Genomic DNA, 17,102 nt, shown 5'->3' on the forward strand with positions numbered 1-17,102 from the left:
CAAGATTATCTCATTGGTGTATTTCTAAACTATACATGGCGGAGCGAGAGGAAGCGGTCTGAAATGGATCGTATTCTACCGTTTTCGCTCGTGCGGGACGATATGCCATGGCCGCAAGTCCGGACGATGTCGAGAGTCTGCACATCTCCTAGCATCGTCAGCTCCTATCCGGGGCGGCAAGTGACGCACTAGACGAGACGTTCCGTCTCGCTTAGCCTTGGCTCATGACCTCCGCCGCCATCACCGCTCCCCGCCGCTCGGCGCAGTCCCATGAGGCCGTGCTTGCGGCTGCGGCCGACATCGCCGGCCGGCGCGGCTACAGCCATACAGGGATCGAGGACATCGCCGCGCAAGCCGGCGTCGGCAAGCAGACGATCTACCGCTGGTGGCCCAACAAGGCCGCGCTCTTCATCGAGGTCTATGGCAGGCTCGTCCCCGCCGGCCTCGGGGCCGAGAATGCGGGCAGCCTGGCCAGCGATCTGACGAGGCTCCTGCAGCGATTATCGGAGCTTTATGCGGACACGCCCGCCGGCAACATCCTCTCGGGGCTGATCGCCGAGGCCCAGACCGATCCCAGCCTCGCCAGCCAGTTGCACGATGCCTATGTCGCGCCGCGCCGGGAGATTCTGCGCTCCATCCTGAAGCGGGCCGCTGATCGCGGGGAAATCGCCTTTCCCGACAATGCGGACTTCGCCATCGACCTGTTCTCGGGCGCCGTCTGGTTCCGGATCCTGCTCGGCACGCGCCGCCTGGACCCGACATTCATACAACAGCTCGTCGATGCGCTGCTGCGCATGGTCCAGGGGGCTCAGCCTGCCCCAGCGATGCCTGCGGACATCCAGGCGAAGGATTGATCGGGGAGGGTTTCTGCCATGGCGCGCATCGATCCACTCAATGTGGCTCATTACTGGCGGGACCAGCGCTGGGATGGCCTGAGCCTGATGCGCGCCGACTTCCAGACACAGCACTATGCCCCGCATCGCCACGAGGCTTTCGTCATTGCCGCGACCGAGTTCGGCGGCTCCGTCTTCCGCAGCAGGGGGCTTGTCGAGCAGGCGAGCGCCTCGACCCTGCTGGCCTTCAACCCCGCCGAGCCGCATTCGGGCGGAATGGGAGCAAGCCGGAGATGGCGCTACCGCTCGCTCTATCTGGAGCAAGCCGCGATCGACGCGGTGGCGCGGGGGCTCGGCATCCAAGCGGTGCCCTATTTCACCCGGAACCTGTTTCCCGATCTCGACCTCATCTCGCGCTTCCTCCTGTTGCACGGTGTGCTCCAGGATGGGCGCGACGCGCTCCAGGCCAATGAGCTGATGATCTCGACCTTCGCGCTGCTGTTCGCGCGCCATGGCAGCGGCGGCGGCCGCATCGAGCCCGCGCCGCGCGATCGCGCCCGGCTGAAGATCGCCCTCGACATGATACGGGCGAGGCTGAACGAGGCTCCTTCGCTCTCCGATCTCAGCCAGGCGCTGGCGCTGACCCAGTATCAGGTCATCAGCCTGTTCAAGCGGACGACGGGGCTGACGCCCCATGCCTATGTCACGCAGCTTCGCCTGGACGTGGCTTGCCGCCGCCTCGCCCAGGGCGCAGGTATCGCCGATGTCGCGGTCGATTGCGGCTTCTACGATCAAAGCGCCCTGACCAGGCACTTCAAGCGCTGCTACGGCCTGACCCCACTGCAATTCGCCACCGCCGCCCGCAGCTGAATCGGCCGGGAGGTTCGCCCCCCGGCCTTTGATCAATCAGCCTTCGCGACCGGCCCGGGCCGGTGTCAGGATCGGATCGGGCGTCCCACGGCTTTCGGATGCTCCGCGCGGGCGGCCATGCAGCGCCAGGATGATCGCGGCGCTGAACGCCACCGCCGCGGTCACATACCAGGCCGGCGACAGGCCGTTGCCGGTCCTGGCGATGAGCCAGGTGGCGATGAACGGCGCAAAGCCGCCGAATATCGTGACGGCGAGATTGTAGGCGATCGAGGTCCCCGTCGAACGGATCTCCGCCGGACATATTTCCGCGATCGCGGCCGGCGCGGTGCCGGTGAAGGCCGCGATCAAGGTCGCGAAAACGATCTGGAAGGCGAGCAGCGACCATAGCGTCGGCGACGCGCTGAGGAGCGCGAGCAAGGGATAGGTCAAGACGACGATGGCCAGCGCCGGACCGACCAGAAGCGGGCGGCGGCCGATGCGGTCCGACAAAGCTCCGAAGACCGGCGCCAGCACGAGCAGCACGACCAGGCTGACCGCGTTGGCCAGGAAGGTCGTGCTCTGCGGCAGGTGAAGCTGGCGCACCGCATAGGTCGGCATGTAGATCAGGAAGAAATAGGTGCAGACGGTCCAGGTGATCGTGATGCCGAAACCCGTGGCGATGCTGCGTTTATGGAAGCGCAGCGCCTCGCTCAGCGGCGAACCGGGCAATTTGGCGGCGGCTTGCGTGAACTCCTCGGCTTCCTCGGTCTGCGCGCGGATATAGAAGCCGACGGGGCCGATCAGCAGGCCGAGCAGGAAAGGGATGCGCCAGCCCCAGCTCTCCAACGCCTCCTGGGAGAGCAGGCCGGTGATGGCCGCGCCCAGGAGCGAGCCGAGCAGCAAGGCACAGGCCTGGCTGGCCTGCTGCCAGCTCGCGAAGAAGCCGCGGCGGCCGGGTGGCGCGTGCTCGACGAGAAAAGCCGTCGCGGCGCCGATCTCGCCCCCGGCCGAGAAGCCCTGGATCAGGCGCGCGAGCACGATGATGGCGGGAGCCCAGGCGCCGATGCTGGCATAGGTCGGCGCGAAACCGATCATGGCGGTGCCCAGCGCCATCAGCAGGATCGTCACCGACAGCGCGAATTTGCGCCCTTTGCTATCGGCCATGCTGCCGAGCACGATGGCGCCGACGGGCCGCATGAAGAAGCCGACGCCGAAGGTCGCGACCGTGAGAAGCAGCGACACCGTCTCGTCGCCGGCGGGAAAGAAAAGCCTGGAGATGATGATCGCGAAGAAGCCATAGACCGCGAAATCATAGGTCTCGAGCATATTGCCGATCGTCGCCGCGACGATGGCGCGACGGGATTTGGCGCGCATGGGCGCCGAGATTGGCCCGGACGGCCCGAGGCCTGCTTGCATCTGTTCTGCCGACATGAAGATCCCCTTGTTTTTGTGTTGCCTTAAGCTGTTTTTGGGTTGCCTCAGGCCTCGGCCCATTGCGTCGCGCGGGCGAGGAAGCGGGTGGCTTCCTCCAGCTGTTCCGCCGCGATCCATTCATCCGCCTGATGCGCCTGCTCGATCGAGCCCGGGCCGCAGACCACGGTTGGGATGCCCGCCGCCTGGAAGAAGCCGGCCTCGGTTCCAAAGGGCAGCTCCATCAGCGGCAAGCTCGCGCCGAGCTCCTGCGCGATCGCGAGCGCCGGATTGTCCGGCTCCGGCCGCAATGGCGGGATCGTCACGGTTTCCCGGGTTTCAGGCGGCAGGCCCGGCGGCGCCGCGCGGCGCACGAACTCGTCGGTGACGGTCCTCAACGCGGCGATGTTGGCGCTCGCAGCCGGCCTTATCTCCCAGAGGACCTCGCAGCGGCCCGGCACGATGTTGATGCCGGTGCCGCCGGAGATCTGGCCGACATTGAACGTCGTCCGGTCGACACCCTCGGCGTCTTGCGCCCCGTGCCCGTCGAGAAGGCCGACGAAACGCGCCGCGGCCGCGATGGCGCTCACCCCCTTGCCGGGATTGCCGGAATGCACGGCATGGCCGTGGAAAACCGTCCGGAATCCGAGATAGCCGCGATGGCGATCGCCGATACGCATGCTGGTGGGTTCGCCGACCACGACGAGGGCCGGCCTGGACAGGTTCGCGACGAGATCGGCGACGAGCCCCGGCACACCGAAGCAGCCGATCTCCTCGTCATAGCTCAAGGCCAGATGGACCGGGCGCTTCAATCGCGCCTGGCCCCATTGCGGCGCGAAAGCCAGGCAGCAGGCGACGAAGCCCTTCATGTCGGTCGCGCCGCGCCCGTAGAAGCGGCCGTCGCACTGCCTCAGCTCGAAAGGGTTGCTGCTCCAGCTCTGGCCGTCGACTGGCACCGTGTCGGTATGGGCGGAGAGCACGATCCCACCCGGCACATCCGGACCGAAACTGGCGAGCAGATTGGCCTTGGCGCCGCCGCTGTCATGCGTGAGCCGGACTTTGGCGCCGGCGGTTTCGAGCAAAGCCGTCGCCCAGCCCACGAGCGCCAGATTGGAGTTGCGGGAGGTCGTGTCGAAGGCGACGAGGCGATGGAGCAGGGCGGCAGGCGTCATCGGATCGCTCATGCCGCCCGCGCCCTGGCCGATGTCAGGCGCCCTCCGGACAGGGTGCAGCCGGAGCCCAAGAGCTTCATCGAGGCCAAGAGCTTCGTAGCGGGCCTCAGCCTATCGAGTTCGCGATGGTGGAATCTGTGCGCCATGCCCTGCCAGCCATTTCGAATGTGCCGGGCAGCGTGATGCGGAGGCGCCTGATGCTATTGGCGAAAATCGAGGGTTTCAGAAAAGAAGCGCCGCCTCGCCATCGCCCTGGCGAACCGGCGATGCCGCTTTGCCAGGCAGTGGCCGCGTGAATCGCGATCGTGCATTGGCGCTTATTGGGAGATGACTCGGGCCGGCGATCCCGCTATGGAGGCAGATGTCGGCGGCAGGCACATGCCCGCGAACCGGCATGCGGGCGTAGTTCAGTGGTAGAACGTCAGCTTCCCAAGCTGAATGTCGTCGGTTCGATCCCGATCGCCCGCTCCAAAAAACGTTTTGACAACAATATGTTAGAACGCCGGCTTCGCGACCCGGGCCGCGGAATCCATCCTCTCCGGCATGGTTTGGCTGGGAACGCCCACGAGCATTTTCAATCGTTCAGGAATTTGCCCTCGTGCCGCGCGGGCATCTCACCCGGTGCGTTCGGCGATGGCGGTCCCTGCCGCCCAGCCTGATGACCACGCCCATTGGAAATTGTAGCCACCGAGCCAGCCGGTGACGTCGACCACTTCACCGATGAAGTACAGGCCGTCGACCGTGCTTGCTTCCATCGTCCGTGAGTTCAGACCGGACGTATCGACGCCACCGAGCGTCACCTCCGCTGTCCGGTATCCTTCCGATCCGATGGGCATGACCTCCCAGCCTTGAATGGTGGACGCGATCGCGGCGAGCTTCTTGTCGCTGGCGTCGCCGATGGGCCCCGCCCAACCATGGGCATCGGCGAGATAAGAGGCCAATCGCTTCGGCAGAATATCACCAAGCGTATTGGCGATGCTTCTGCGGCCGTTGTCCTGTCTGGACGCGCGCAAACCGGCGAACACGTCCTGCCTGGGCAGGAACGCGATCCTGATCGGTGCTTTCTCGCGCCAATAGGACGAAATCTGCAGGATCGCCGGGCCGGAAAGCCCGCGATGCGTGAACAGCAGCGCCTCGTCGAATGTGGTCTTGCCGCACGAGACCCGCGCATCTGCAGCGACGCCGGCCATCTCGCGAAACCCGGCAAGAACGTCTTCACCGAATGTCAGCGGCACCAGGGCTGGGCGCGTCTCCGTCACCGCCAAACCAAACTGGCCGGCGATCTGGTAGCCAAGGCTGGATGCTCCCATTTTCGGGATGGATTTTCCTCCGGACGCAACGACAAACTGCCGGCACCGAATTTTGGCGGCCCCCTCACCGCCAAGCACGATCGCAAAGCCGTCATCGCTCCGCTCCAGGTTTTCCAATGTGGTTCTGAGGCGCAATTCGCAGGCCGCGCGCGCCATCTCATCCATCAGCATTGCGATGATATCCTTGGCGGACTCATCGCAGAAGAGCTGCCCGAGCGCTTTCTCGTGATAGGCAATGCCGTGTTTTTCGACCAACGCCACGAAATCATGCTGCGTGTATCGGCCCAGCGCAGATTTGGCGAAATGCGGATTATTCGACAAAAAATTGCGCGCGCTTGTTCCGATATTGGTGAAGTTGCAGCGGCCCCCGCCGGAAATGCGGATTTTTTCGCCGGGCGCTTTGGCATGATCGACGATGAGAACACGCCCGCCGCGCGCTGCGGCATGGATCGCGCACATCATTCCAGCAGCACCGGCACCCAGGATGACAGTGTCGAAACGCTCAATCGACATCGAATGCTGCTAGCCCCAGAAGAGCCCTGACGGGCCATTGCGCAGCGTCTCGGATGGCATCGCACTACGCTTAAGCTTCGGGTAGATGATCGGCGACCGTCCATCAACAGATGAGACTGCGATCTCGAGTCTTGTCGCGACCCGGCGATCCTGTAGGCCAATCCGTCGATGAACGCGGGCGAGGACGTTCAACGGCTTGGCGCCGCTTTCCAGGCTGAATGTTGTCGGTTCGATCCCGATCGGCTGGTCCATTTCCCGTATCTCACGCGAGTTCGCTCCGCTCATCGCTCCGATGGGGCGGCCTGACCGGCCGGCGGGCAGTCGCCCTTGCGAACCCTTCGGGTTCGACTTCGCTCCGGTGAAGCGCTCCAATCCGCCCCAAACGCTCATGACCTGCGTCACGGAGGCCGCTTCCGGCCACGGCCGCGCGGGGGTATGAGTTGGCCCATGACGCAAGCGCAGGACGATCCGCAGCAGGATACGGCCCCGCCGTCGCGAGCGGGCATCCTGCTGCTCGCCGGCGGCGCGCTCGGCCTGCTTTTGACCGGGCTCTTGCTCTGGTGGCGCGAAGGCGACCGGCTTTTCACCGACGGCCTCATCGCCGCCCTCGTCGCCTGCTTCTGAACCCCATCCAAACGCCCTGAAACCGGATCGCCCGCCGTGCAACGCCGCCTCATCCTGCCCCTGATCGTCTTTCTTCTGGGGGCGCTCGCGCTCGCCGCGGCCGCGATCATCACCTTTTCGCCGACACGACAGAACCAGACGGGAACGGCGAGCGTCGGCGGGCCGTTCTCGCTGACGACGCCTGACGGCAAGACATTGACCGACAAGGAACTGCGCGGCGCGCCCTTCCTGGTCTTCTTCGGCTTCACCCATTGCCCCGACATCTGCCCGACCAAGCTGTTTGAGATCTCGGAGATGCTGCGCGCCGCCGGTCCCAAGGGCGAGAAGCTGCGCGCGCTGTTCATCAGCGTCGATCCCGCGCGCGACACGCCGGAGACCTTGAAGAGCTATCTCGGCAGCTTCGATCCGCGCATCGTTGGACTGACCGGCGACCAGGCGGCGATCGACGCCACGGTCAAGGCCTACCGCGCCTATGCCAAGAAGGTCCCGCTCAAGGATGGCGACTACACCATGGACCACACTGCGCTGGTCTATCTGATGGGCAAGGACGGCAGCTTCATCGGCGCCTTCAACAGCGAGCGGCCGCCGGCGGAGGCCGCGGCGGAGTGGCTGCGGCATCTCTAGGCAGGCACCGCCGCGCCAGGCTAGGGCGGTCTTGGCTGCCGATTTCAAATGACGGATCGACAGGGAACCCGAATCGGCGCGCCGGCTCACACTAGGCCGGCAGCTTGTTCATGAGTTCCAGCTGAGCCAGATGCTCCTTGATATGGCCGCGAATCAGCATCGCGATCGAGCGGTGGGTCTGATTCTTGCCGTTGGTCAGATAGACCTCCTGAATCTGCAGAAGCCGCTGGTGCCCTTCGACCTGCCCTTTCACATAGGCCTTGTCGAACTCCGGACCGGTCGGCATCGCCTTCAGAATCTCGACCATGGCTTTCGCCTCGGCACTCAAGGGGGGAGGAGCGGTCTCCGACATGCCGGTGGCGGCCTTGACCACCGATGCCACCACGTCCTGCTCCGCCGCCTCGAACTGGGCAAATCGCCGGACATTCGTATCGACAGCCTTGGTGGCAGCCGCGCGGCTTGCCTCCAGCGACGTCGCGCTCGCTTCCAGCGTTTCCGCCGCATGTTTCTGTTCAGGCGACATCCCGGCCGGCGCGCTTTGTCCAAATGCTGCCGAGGGGAGAGCAGAAACCATCGCTGCTTGCAGAAATGACCGGCGGTCCATGGAACTCTCCCCAGATGAGCTAAAACTCAAAAGGGGTGAACTTCCGTCAGCGCTGAATGTTCATTTACGCGCGAAGCTTGGCAGCTGCGGATTATGAGCCTGCCCGAACCCACATCAACTGGTGAGGCTGCCTGATTGCGACAGGTGCCGCCCCAGCCACCATTGGGAGGGGACGGACCGGGGCGGCAAGGCTGCGCAAACGCGACGCCCGATCGTTAGACGCGGCAGACCGGGAACAGGTTCACAAGCCACGCCACATTCTGGATTGGAGGTCGCTCGAACCAACCATGCCGAGCATCGCGGCCGCACAGACTGCTGCCTTAAACGTGCCCGCATCGATGTAGTCTTTCGACATAAGGCTGCCTTCGAGGGTCGGGAGGATGCCGGGCGAAACTCCTGAACCGAACGTTGTCGAACATGCTGCTCGCCATGCTGACACTGATGATGAAAGCCGTCAGACGCCGGCGGGCGCGCTCCAACCGGCGGCGCAGGCGTTAGGGCGTTTTCGAGCGAAGTGGCGCCGGCTCTCATCAAAAAGCGAGGGCGGGATCAATGCGAATAACCGGCTCCTACTTTTTCGCATCCTGCTCTCGCCGCAGCCAGGCACCCGCCGTGAAGACGGCGTTGGCCCGGGATTTGCGCCTTACGCCCGGCGAGGCTTCTTAAGGCTTGGGTAACCATGAAGCATCACTTTTGAGCGGATAGAGGCCACCCCCGACGCAGAGCCACCTTGGGAGTGAAGTCATGGACGCCTTTACGATGGTCATCATGGCCTGCGTGTCGGGGGAGCCGACATGCATGGCGACGCGAATCAGCGAGATGGGCTTCACCAGCGTCGAAGCCTGCGAAGCCCGGATCGACGACATCACGCGTGCCATGACCAAACAGCTCGCCACTCACCAGGAATTCAAAGGTCGCCAAGTGACCTATGACGTCTCCTGCCTGGACAGGGCGCAGCTCCGGCAAAAGCTCGGTGTTGCGCAGGCTGATACTTAGCGGCGGTCGTAGGGCGCGGCGTGCCGGCTGATTCGCCTGTAACCGTCACCAATCTTCATCGGTCGCGGGTAAAGGTTGGGATCAGTGTGGCCTTTCAAAGGTGCATCGCCCCCTCATGGCCACGGCGTTGCCGACTCCGGCGCGTCTCCTGTCAAACTGAGGTTCTGGACGAAGATCACGCGCGAAAGGCTGAAGACACGCACGAAGTTCGCTTGCGGCTCCCACCAAGGCTCCACGATGGTGCCCCAGTAGTTCATGGTTACGTGCGGCATTCGCAGCAGCTTGGCCCGGACAAACAGCTCCTCCAGCGCCCGCTGCTGTTGCGCCGTGCCAAACAGCTGGAGATGCAGGGAGGGCGGGCTCCGCGTCTCCCAGTTCGTCGTTTGGCCCCAACCCATTGCCCCTTCACCAAACCGGCTGGCGAGCCGCAAGCTCTCAGAAGCGGGCTCGAACCCGACGCTGACCCGCATTTGCCTCAATGCACTTTGCTGGTCCGCGCCCAGTCTCCCCGAAAACCGGACCTTAATGTCTGCGGGGTGGCCGGGGTCATCCATGTCACAGCGAGTGTTCATAGCGTCTAGGCCGACGAAGCCTTGCACCACATGGTTCTTGCGCGAGAACTCGTCCCATAGGTCTGAGGTCCACTCCCCGGGCAGGGTGGGAGGTGGCGTGTCCTTCTTGCTCCAGAATCCCAAGGCGCCCCCCAACAGCGACTACCGCATGCACTATGGAGGTCCTTTTGTGACCGCCCCGTACGAACCGCACAAGACGCTCAGCCACCTCCCGAGTGGTTATGGCGAAAGCTCGGTGTCGCGCAGGTCGATGCCTAGCCGCAGCGACGGGGCGCGGCACGCCGACCGATTTGCCGGAAACCGTCGCCAGTTTCATCGGTCTGGGGACAAAGGCTGGGATCGCCCGGAAAGGCGGTCGGCCGTCAGCGCGGCTAGCATGAGAATGGCAACCTGATCCCGCAGTATCGTGCGGACGAAGCCACAGGCCTCCAGCGCCCTCGGTTTGACTTGGACTCCGTCGGAAGCAGCGGGATGCTGGACGTCGCGACGTTGCATGAGGCCCTCGGAAAAAAAACGTCTGGAGCCTGGATCGCGGAGAACGTTCGTAAGCTGGGCGACCGGGGAAAGGGCTTACTCGCATCGTCGCGTGAGCATATCGCAGTCCGTTCTATGCGCTTCCTTAACGGATTTACGGTTTTGATCAGTCTCGAATACTTGCGACCAAGGAGAGACCCAGGAGGGTCAGAATGGATGCGACTGCCCTAGCGCGGGATCCCGCGCCGACGACCATTTCCTCGCATATTGCTGAGAACATCGATCGCGTACTCTCAAGCATTCGCAGTTATCTAAAGATGGATGTTGCGTTCGTCTCCGAGTTTTTGGGGCAAAACCGCATTTTTCGTAACGTTGACTGCGCCGACCGCGAAGCGCCGTATCGCGTTGGTGACGTCATCCCGATGGCGGCCGGCTATTGCCGTCATATCGCTAGCGGACAGTTGCCAGAGCTAATTCCCGACACGCGAGAGATCGAGTTTGCGTGGACGATCCCCGAAACCACCTCAATTCCAATTGGGTCCCATCTGAGCGTTCCGATTCAACTCGACGGAGGCAGGACTTTTGGGACGTTCTGCTGCTTCAGCCATTTGCCTAACCCGCTCCTCGATAAGCGCGACCTCGAATTATTGCGTACTTTCGGCCGAATGCTGGCAAATGACCTGACGGCGGATCTCAAGCTCGAAGCAGAACGACGCACGACCGCCAACAGGATCGGCTCAGCGATTGAGCTTGGTGATCCGCAAATCGTCTTTCAGCCAATTATACGCCTCGATGACCAGGCGGTTGTCGGTGTCGAGTGTCTTGCGCGTTTCGCCAGCGACCGCAATCTGTCGCCAGACCTTTGGTTCGCGGATGCATATAAGGTCGGTTTGGGCCATCAGCTGGAACTCCTGGCGGTCCGAAAGGCGCTGGCGTGCAGCTCAGATCTCCCGGCTGATCTAACGGTCAGCGTGAACATTTCGCCCGCTACGCTGATTACCGGAGACGTGCTGGATGCTCTCCGCGGCTTCGATCATCGACGGCTCATCATAGAAGTCACGGAACATGTTCCGATCGATAACTATGATCCCATCCTACTGGCGATAGCTCCAATTCGAGCATCCGGGGTCCGCGTCGCAATCGACGATGCCGGCGCAGGCTACTCGAGCCTGCGGCATATCCTCGCTATGCGTCCAGATATCATCAAGTTCGACATCAGCCTGACGCGGGGCGTCGATACCGACCCGGTTCGCCAAGCCATGGCAGCGGCACTCTCTGAATTTGCGCAGCGCACTCGAACAAGTGTTGTGGCGGAAGGGGTCGAGACCGAAGGCGAATTTCGGACCTTACGCGATCTGAAATTCGATAAGGGCCAAGGATATTATTTCGGCCGCCCGCAAGAACTTCCCGATTTCCTCCGCGGCTTCGCCGGAAAATTGGCGGCCGATCGCTGAGCTAACGTCGGAGCGAGAGCCCTTAATATTCCATTAAATCTCATTGTGTTTGACTTGAACCGCTGTTCCGCGTTTTCCTCGAGGCCCAACATGGCCGCGCCAGTACTTGACGCTTCTCGCGAGCAAAATCGTCTCGATGTGCTCGCGCGCTATGACGTACTCGACACCCCCAACGAAGAGACATTCGACCGCGTCACACGGCTGGTTCGGCGAACGCTCAATGTCTCGATGGCAACGGTCACCTTTCTTGATGGCCACCGCCAGTGGTTCAAGTCACGCACAGGCGTCACCGAGTGCGAAGGCGATCGGCAAAGCGCATTGTGCAATCTGACCATCCGCCAACCCACCCCGCTCGTTGTCCAGGATGCGCGCTCCGATCCGCGTTTCGCAAATAACCCGCTGGTCGTCGGCGCACCTCATTTGCGCTTCTATTTGGGCGTTCCACTGAGCGTGGACGGACAGAACATCGGCACACTTTGCGCGATGGACACCGTTCCCCGGCAAGTCGACGCCGAGGACATCGTGACTCTAAAAGACCTGGCCCAGATCGTGATGAACGAAATGGAATTGAGGCATGTTGCAGCGACAGATAGCCTGACCGGCGCACGCTCCCGAAGATCCTTTCGGGACGAAGCAACTCGGATCCTGGCGCTCGCTGCTCGTCATCGCCATGAAGCCGGCTGCATCACTTTCGATCTCGATCATTTTAAGGGGATCAATGACCGCTATGGCCATGCCATCGGCGATGCCGTACTCGGCGGAAGTGTCGAAGTGTGCCGAAAACTCCTGCGCCAAACCGACTTGCTTGGTCGGCTGGGTGGCGAGGAGTTCGCAATTCTGCTCCCCCATACCGATAAAGCGGCAACGATGAACGTGGCTGAGAAATTGCGTGAGGGAATAGCCTCGCAGCAATTCGAAGGCGTCGACGCGGCTTTCAATGTGACTGCCAGCTTCGGGGTTGCCAGCTTCGGCCCAGCCTTCGCCGATGTGGACGCAATCTTGAAGGCCGCTGATGAAGCGCTTTATGCAGCGAAAGCAACCGGGCGAAATCGCTGCGTCGTGAGCCAGAACGCCGAAAGTGCCAGTTGGTCACTGGGCAGACGCGTTCTTAAGGCGGGGCAAATCGTTTTCAACGGTGGACGCTCGGTGATCAACTGCACAGTCCGGCGCCTCTCAGAACACGGGGCAAACCTGGCTGTGCTTAGTACCGCAGGCGTCCCTGATCGTTTCAAATTGGCCATTGAAGTCGATTCTTTTTCGCGAGCCTGCCAGATCGCTCGGAAGGCAGATTCGGAGATCGATGTCCAATTTGCTTGAGTAAATCGCCGGGGCCTTCCGCGCAGGCGGGCACAGCCAACCAGGCCCAGCGGACATCAGCCCAGGCGCCGGCAACCCGGTCGCAGTTCGGTGCGCCGTCCTATGCGGGCAGCGCCATGGACGGATGATCTGAAGCAGGAGTGCGCGCTCGAAAGCACGGAAGCTTTCGTGGCCTTCGTGAATGATCTGCGGTGCGCTGAAAATCGATTGCCCATCCCGCAGGGCAGCTCCCCAGCAAGGACAAGCGACTTGGGCAAGCTAGCGAAGGAGGCGCGGCCTGCTCGGGCTCGCCAGCAGCAAAGCCACCCGGCTCGGACGAATCAGTCTGACGACAGGCGCCGAACGAATTTCAGAGGCTTGTCCAAAAGCGTCCGCAGTAATCCACGCCGACGCGCCTCGATCCAGTGCGCGGAGTAGGACCGAGAAAACGGCACCGCCGAGTTCTCTATCTCTGACAGATGTTTAGGAAGGAAGAAATGGTGGAGCCAGGCGGAATCGAACCGCCGACCTCTTGAATGCCATTCAAGCGCTCTCCCAACTGAGCTATGGCCCCACGCTAGCCGGCTGATTTGGGGGTCAGCCGGGATATTCCCGGGCGGTCATGCCTCACCTTTGCGGTGATCGACCGTCCCGTCCTTGTCGCCGCTGCGAGCGGCGAAGCGCTCTATAGGCGGGAGTGCCGGAAGACTCAAGCGCTGAATGTCGCCTAATCGTCATTCTTTCACAGTGCCTGCCCAGAGGCATTCTTTCACAGCGCCCGCCCAGAGGCATTCTTGCACAGCGCCCGCCCAGAGGGCGGAATCCTCAGACGTCCTCGTCGCCCTCGATGTCGCCATCGATCAGGTCGGCGACGTCGTCATCGCCTTCCTCGTCTTCCTCAAGGAAGGTGTCGTCCTCGGGGGCGATGTCGTCGTCCTCGACTTCGATATCGTCCTCGCTGGTGACGACAGCCTCCTTCTCGGTGGCTTCCGCATCGGCCTCGTCGAGCGAGACGAGTTCGACTGCGCCGTCGGCGACCTCGACCTCATCCTCGTCATCGGCGGGCTTGGCGGCAACGGCCGCCGCCTTCGCCTGGGGCTCGAACATCGAACGCGGGAAGGTCTGCCCGGTATAGGGCGAGACGATCGGATCCTTGTTCAGGTCGTAGAATTTGCGGCCCGTTGTCGGGCAAACGCGCTTAGTTCCAAGTTCCGGTTTCGCCACTGCGTCGGACCTTCAATCATGCATGTTCTGAAAAGCAGGCGCGTCCGTTAGTCGGGGCAGGCGGCCCTGTCAAATGTTGATTTCGCCCCGAGGGGCGCGTGACGCCTGGCTAAGGGTCATGCTAGGCAGCCCGCGCTTCCCCCAGACCAGCCGGCAGAGACCAAAGTGGCCCACGCGCAGCCCCCGATCCCCGTCACCGCACGCAGCAGGGGCCCACTTGCGGGACGCGTGCGCGTGCCCGGCGACAAGTCGATCTCGCACCGCTCGCTCATCTTCGGCCTGCTCGCGATCGGCGAGACGAGGATCAGCGGCCTGCTCGAGGGCGAGGACGTGATGCGCACGGCCGATGCCGCGCGCGCGCTCGGCGCGATCGTCCATCACGACAGGCCGGGCAGCTGGCGCGTCCGCGGCGTCGGCGTCGGTGGCTTGCGCGAACCCGGCGGCGTGCTCGATTTCGGCAATGCCGGCACCGGCTCGCGCTTGATGATGGGCGTCTGCGGCGCCCATCCGATCACCACGGTTTTCGATGGCGACGCCTCGCTGCGCAAGCGCCCGATGCGGCGCATCCTCGACCCGCTCGAACTGATGGGCACGACGATCGTCGCGCAGGAGGAGGGCGGGCGCGTGCCGCTGACCCTGCGCGGGCCGAAGGAGGCCGTGCCGATCACCTATCGCACGCCGGTCGCCTCGGCGCAGGTCAAGTCGGCCGTGCTGCTGGCTGGCCTGGCCGCGCCCGGCGAGACCACAGTGATCGAAACCGAGGCGACGCGCGACCATACCGAAAAGATGCTGAGGCATTTCGGCGCGGATGTCGCGGTTTCGCCGGATGGCGCGCATGGACGGCGCATCGTGCTCAAGGGCCAGCCCGAATTGCAGGCCGCGTCGATCGTGGTGCCGGCAGACCCCTCCTCGGCCGCCTTTCCGCTGGTCGCGGCCCTGATCGTGCCGGGCTCGGACATCCTGATCGAGAGCGTGATGACCAATCCGCTGCGCAGCGGGCTTTTGACCACGTTGCGCGAGATGGGCGCGGATATCAGCGTCGAGGGCGAGGCGAATGAGGGTGGCGAGGCGGTCGCGACGCTGCGCGTGCGGGCCGGCGCCCTGAAGGGCGTTACGGTTCCGCCCGAGCGCGCGCCCGCGATGATCGACGAATATCCGGTGCTGGCGGTCGCGGCCTCCTTCGCCACGGGCACGACACGGATGCGCGGCCTGCAGGAATTGCGCGTCAAGGAATCCGATCGCCTGGCCGCCGTCGAGGCCGGGCTGAAGGCAGCCGGCGTCACCTGCGCGATCGAAGGCGATGATCTTATCGTCGAGGGCCGTGGCGGCGAGGTCGCAGGCGGCGGCCTGGTCGCGACCCATCTCGACCACCGCATCGCCATGAGCTTCCTGGTGATGGGGCTGGCGACGCGGCAACCGATGACGGTCGATGACGGCGCGATGATCGCGACGAGCTTTCCGAGCTTCGTCGCCCTGATGAACGGGCTTGGAGGCGACATCGCATGAGCCGCAACAATGGGCGGGAGCGGCTTGTCATCGCGGTCGACGGTCCCGCCGCCTCCGGCAAGGGCACGCTGGCGCGCCGGCTCGCCGCGCATTACGGCCTGCCCTATCTCGATACCGGACTGCTCTACCGCATGGTCGCCAGGGCCGTGCTCGATGCAGGCCACGACATCCAGGATGCGGACGCCGCAGCGGCGATCGTCGCGAGCTTCGATGAAGCCGCCTTTCCCGAGGACAGCCTGCGCGGGCGCGAGATCGGCGAGGCCGCCTCCGTCGTCGCGGCGATGCCGGCCGTGCGCAGCGGCTTGATCGCGCGCCAGCGCCGCTTCGCCGGGCAAGCCGGCGGCGCTGTGCTGGACGGGCGCGATATCGGCACGGTGATCTGCCCGGAGGCGCGCGCGAAACTCTTCGTCACCGCCACGCCCGAAGTGCGCGCCGCGCGCCGCCATCGCGAGCTGACGGGACGCGGCGAGCCTGCCACTTTCGAAGGCATCCTGGCCGATATCCGCCGGCGCGACGCGCGCGATTCCGGCCGCAGCGACGCTCCCCTCAAATTGGCGGAGGACGCCGTCCTGCTCGACACCTCGGCTCTGACCATCGAGGAAGCGGCCGCAGCCGCTATCGGCATCGTCGATGCCCGTCGTGCCAATCCAAGTCACGAGAATGCTATAATAAGCGACTGAGCCTGCCCAGCTTTCGCCCTTGGCGGGAATCGAAACCGGGCGCACACTGCCGTTACGATAGGATGACGGAGGTGGCGATGCGGCGTTGGCTGTTCGGTCTCTTGAGTCTCACGGCAGCGAGCCTGCTGACCGGCACGGCGCCCAGGGCGCAGCAAGCCGCCGCTCCTGCTGAGGAGGTCGATGTCGCGCTCGTCCTGGCGCTCGATGTGTCCTATTCAATGGATATCGACGAGCTCGCCTTGCAGCGAAACGGCTATATCGAGGCCTTCCGCTCGAAAGAGCTGCATAACGCCATCGCCAAGGGGGCGATCGGCAAGATCGCCGTGACCTATTTCGAATGGGCCGGCGGCGACTTCCAGCACATCGTCAAATCCTGGACCATCATCGACACGCCGCAATCGGCGCTGGCCTTCGCCGAGGAGCTGGGCGAGGCGCCGACGCGGCGCGGCCGGCGCACCTCGATCTCGGGGGCGATCGACCTCGGCATGGCACTTCTGGAAAAGTCCAACGTCACGGCGATGCGCCGGGTCATCGATATCTCCGGCGACGGCGCCAACAATGACGGGCGCCCCGTCACCGCCGCGCGCGATGCAGCCGCCGCCAAGGGCATCAACATCAACGGCCTGCCGATCATGCTGAAGCAGGCGAGCTATTTCGATATCGACAACCTCGACGTCTACTACAAGGACTGCGTGGTCACCGGCATCGGCGCCTTCGTGATCCCGATTCGCGAGCGCCATCAATTCGTCGATGCGACGCGGACCAAGCTGGTGCGCGAGATCGCCGAGATGCCGCGTGATGGCGAAGCGCTCGTCCAGAAGGCGCAGTCGACCAGCCAGAACCCAAGCTGCCTGGCGGGCGAGCGGCAATGGCGCGACCGGATGGGGAATTGAACAGCGACACGCAGGGATTCTGCTTCTTCGTCATGACCGGGCTTGTCCCGACCATCCACGTCTTCGCT

Annotated in this window: 17 protein-coding genes, 2 tRNA genes and 1 pseudogene; 12 read left to right on the top strand and 8 right to left on the bottom strand. The window is 63.8% G+C overall.

Features of this window, described 5'->3' with window-relative positions:
- Positions 1–224: 224 nt before the first annotated feature.
- Both J2Y55_RS17175 and J2Y55_RS17180 read left to right on the top strand, forming a co-directional pair.
- On the top strand, positions 225–854 hold the full coding sequence (locus tag J2Y55_RS17175) for a TetR/AcrR family transcriptional regulator (RefSeq protein ID WP_310155799.1): 630 nt from the start codon (positions 225–227) through the stop codon (positions 852–854).
- A gap of 18 nt (positions 855–872) precedes the next feature.
- Positions 873–1,703 carry an AraC family transcriptional regulator gene (locus J2Y55_RS17180; protein ID WP_310155802.1) on the top strand — a complete coding sequence of 277 codons (831 nt, stop codon included), beginning with the start codon at positions 873–875 and terminating at the stop codon, positions 1,701–1,703.
- A 36-nt stretch (positions 1,704–1,739) separates the two neighbouring features.
- Here J2Y55_RS17180 and J2Y55_RS17185 read toward each other — a convergent pair whose 3' ends face one another.
- A complete protein-coding gene (locus tag J2Y55_RS17185; RefSeq protein WP_310155805.1) occupies positions 1,740–3,113 on the bottom strand; it encodes an MFS transporter in 1,374 nt (457 codons plus the stop codon).
- A gap of 47 nt (positions 3,114–3,160) precedes the next feature.
- Positions 3,161–4,264, bottom strand: coding sequence for an acetylornithine deacetylase (gene argE / locus J2Y55_RS17190; protein ID WP_310155807.1), 1,104 nt, complete (start codon positions 4,262–4,264; stop codon positions 3,161–3,163).
- A 396-nt stretch (positions 4,265–4,660) separates the two neighbouring features.
- Here argE and J2Y55_RS17195 point away from each other — a divergent pair.
- Positions 4,661–4,735, top strand: a tRNA-Gly gene (locus tag J2Y55_RS17195).
- Positions 4,736–4,878: 143 nt separating this feature from the next.
- Here J2Y55_RS17195 and J2Y55_RS17200 read toward each other — a convergent pair.
- Both J2Y55_RS17200 and J2Y55_RS17205 read right to left on the bottom strand, forming a co-directional pair.
- On the bottom strand, positions 4,879–6,081 hold the full coding sequence (locus tag J2Y55_RS17200) for a BaiN/RdsA family NAD(P)/FAD-dependent oxidoreductase (protein ID WP_310156306.1): 1,203 nt from the start codon (positions 6,079–6,081) through the stop codon (positions 4,879–4,881).
- A 15-nt stretch (positions 6,082–6,096) separates the two neighbouring features.
- Entirely contained in the window at positions 6,097–6,489 is a 393-nt protein-coding gene (locus J2Y55_RS17205; protein ID WP_310155810.1) for a hypothetical protein, read from the bottom strand.
- A 45-nt stretch (positions 6,490–6,534) separates the two neighbouring features.
- Between J2Y55_RS17205 and J2Y55_RS17210 the strand changes: the two genes are divergently transcribed.
- Positions 6,535–6,711: a hypothetical protein gene (locus J2Y55_RS17210; RefSeq protein WP_158516160.1), complete on the top strand. Its 177-nt coding sequence runs from the start codon at positions 6,535–6,537 to the stop codon at positions 6,709–6,711.
- A gap of 36 nt (positions 6,712–6,747) precedes the next feature.
- Entirely contained in the window at positions 6,748–7,335 is a 588-nt protein-coding gene (locus tag J2Y55_RS17215) for an SCO family protein (protein WP_310155819.1), read from the top strand.
- A gap of 91 nt (positions 7,336–7,426) precedes the next feature.
- Here the strand turns inward: J2Y55_RS17215 and J2Y55_RS17220 are convergent, their stop codons facing one another.
- Positions 7,427–7,939 (bottom strand): DUF4142 domain-containing protein, encoded by a 513-nt coding sequence (locus tag J2Y55_RS17220; RefSeq protein WP_310155821.1) that lies wholly within the window; start codon positions 7,937–7,939, stop codon positions 7,427–7,429.
- A gap of 744 nt (positions 7,940–8,683) precedes the next feature.
- On the opposite strand from J2Y55_RS17220, the gene J2Y55_RS17225 reads away from it, so the two are divergent.
- Positions 8,684–8,935, top strand: coding sequence for a hypothetical protein (locus J2Y55_RS17225; RefSeq protein ID WP_310155823.1), 252 nt, complete (start codon positions 8,684–8,686; stop codon positions 8,933–8,935).
- A gap of 113 nt (positions 8,936–9,048) precedes the next feature.
- On the opposite strand, the gene J2Y55_RS17230 is transcribed toward J2Y55_RS17225, so the two are convergent.
- A complete protein-coding gene (locus J2Y55_RS17230) occupies positions 9,049–9,630 on the bottom strand; it encodes a hypothetical protein (RefSeq protein ID WP_310155826.1) in 582 nt (193 codons plus the stop codon).
- A gap of 339 nt (positions 9,631–9,969) precedes the next feature.
- On the opposite strand from J2Y55_RS17230, the pseudogene J2Y55_RS17235 reads away from it, so the two are divergent.
- The 3 genes and pseudogenes from J2Y55_RS17235 to J2Y55_RS17245 all read left to right on the top strand — a co-directional run.
- Positions 9,970–10,093 (top strand): annotated as a pseudogene (locus J2Y55_RS17235) (IS3 family transposase); the annotation flags it as partial.
- A gap of 100 nt (positions 10,094–10,193) precedes the next feature.
- Positions 10,194–11,435, top strand: a complete 1,242-nt coding sequence (locus tag J2Y55_RS17240) for a sensor domain-containing phosphodiesterase (RefSeq protein WP_310155829.1) — start codon at positions 10,194–10,196, stop codon at positions 11,433–11,435.
- A gap of 90 nt (positions 11,436–11,525) precedes the next feature.
- Entirely contained in the window at positions 11,526–12,752 is a 1,227-nt protein-coding gene (locus J2Y55_RS17245; RefSeq protein WP_310155832.1) for a sensor domain-containing diguanylate cyclase, read from the top strand.
- 477 nt (positions 12,753–13,229) lie between these two features.
- Here the strand turns inward: J2Y55_RS17245 and J2Y55_RS17250 are convergent.
- Both J2Y55_RS17250 and J2Y55_RS17255 read right to left on the bottom strand, forming a co-directional pair.
- A tRNA-Ala gene (locus tag J2Y55_RS17250) sits at positions 13,230–13,305 on the bottom strand.
- 251 nt (positions 13,306–13,556) lie between these two features.
- Positions 13,557–13,955 (bottom strand): TIGR02300 family protein, encoded by a 399-nt coding sequence (locus tag J2Y55_RS17255; RefSeq protein ID WP_069689233.1) that lies wholly within the window; start codon positions 13,953–13,955, stop codon positions 13,557–13,559.
- A 165-nt stretch (positions 13,956–14,120) separates the two neighbouring features.
- Here J2Y55_RS17255 and aroA point away from each other — a divergent pair, with 165 nt between their 5' ends.
- From aroA to J2Y55_RS17270, 3 genes are all read left to right on the top strand, one after another.
- Positions 14,121–15,461: a 3-phosphoshikimate 1-carboxyvinyltransferase gene (aroA, locus tag J2Y55_RS17260; RefSeq protein WP_310155838.1), complete on the top strand. Its 1,341-nt coding sequence runs from the start codon at positions 14,121–14,123 to the stop codon at positions 15,459–15,461.
- Entirely contained in the window at positions 15,458–16,141 is a 684-nt protein-coding gene (gene cmk, locus J2Y55_RS17265; protein ID WP_310155841.1) for a (d)CMP kinase, read from the top strand. Before aroA ends, cmk begins: the two co-directional genes overlap by 4 nt.
- Before the next feature lie 77 nt (positions 16,142–16,218).
- Positions 16,219–17,034: a DUF1194 domain-containing protein gene (locus J2Y55_RS17270; protein WP_310155843.1), complete on the top strand. Its 816-nt coding sequence runs from the start codon at positions 16,219–16,221 to the stop codon at positions 17,032–17,034.
- The last annotated feature ends 68 nt before the right edge of the window (positions 17,035–17,102 follow it).

It is taken from the genome of Allobosea sp. BE125 (assembly GCF_031456075.1).
Lineage (GTDB): Bacteria > Pseudomonadota > Alphaproteobacteria > Rhizobiales > Beijerinckiaceae > Allobosea.

What these genes read in the sequence shown, in the direction of transcription:
- J2Y55_RS17225 (WP_310155823.1), top strand. Translation starts at nt 8,684, where the DNA reads ATGGACGCCTTTACGATGGTCATCATGGCCTGCGTGTCGGGGGAGCCG.
- J2Y55_RS17240 (WP_310155829.1), top strand. Translation starts at nt 10,194, where the DNA reads ATGGATGCGACTGCCCTAGCGCGGGATCCCGCGCCGACGACCATTTCC.
- J2Y55_RS17210 (WP_158516160.1), top strand. Translation starts at nt 6,535, where the DNA reads ATGACGCAAGCGCAGGACGATCCGCAGCAGGATACGGCCCCGCCGTCG.
- J2Y55_RS17175 (WP_310155799.1), top strand. Translation starts at nt 225, where the DNA reads ATGACCTCCGCCGCCATCACCGCTCCCCGCCGCTCGGCGCAGTCCCAT.
- J2Y55_RS17245 (WP_310155832.1), top strand. Translation starts at nt 11,526, where the DNA reads ATGGCCGCGCCAGTACTTGACGCTTCTCGCGAGCAAAATCGTCTCGAT.
- J2Y55_RS17180 (WP_310155802.1), top strand. Translation starts at nt 873, where the DNA reads ATGGCGCGCATCGATCCACTCAATGTGGCTCATTACTGGCGGGACCAG.
- J2Y55_RS17185 (WP_310155805.1), bottom strand. Translation starts at nt 3,113, where the DNA reads ATGTCGGCAGAACAGATGCAAGCAGGCCTCGGGCCGTCCGGGCCAATC.
- cmk (WP_310155841.1), top strand. Translation starts at nt 15,458, where the DNA reads ATGAGCCGCAACAATGGGCGGGAGCGGCTTGTCATCGCGGTCGACGGT.
- argE (WP_310155807.1), bottom strand. Translation starts at nt 4,264, where the DNA reads ATGACGCCTGCCGCCCTGCTCCATCGCCTCGTCGCCTTCGACACGACC.
- J2Y55_RS17220 (WP_310155821.1), bottom strand. Translation starts at nt 7,939, where the DNA reads ATGGACCGCCGGTCATTTCTGCAAGCAGCGATGGTTTCTGCTCTCCCC.
- J2Y55_RS17270 (WP_310155843.1), top strand. Translation starts at nt 16,219, where the DNA reads ATGCGGCGTTGGCTGTTCGGTCTCTTGAGTCTCACGGCAGCGAGCCTG.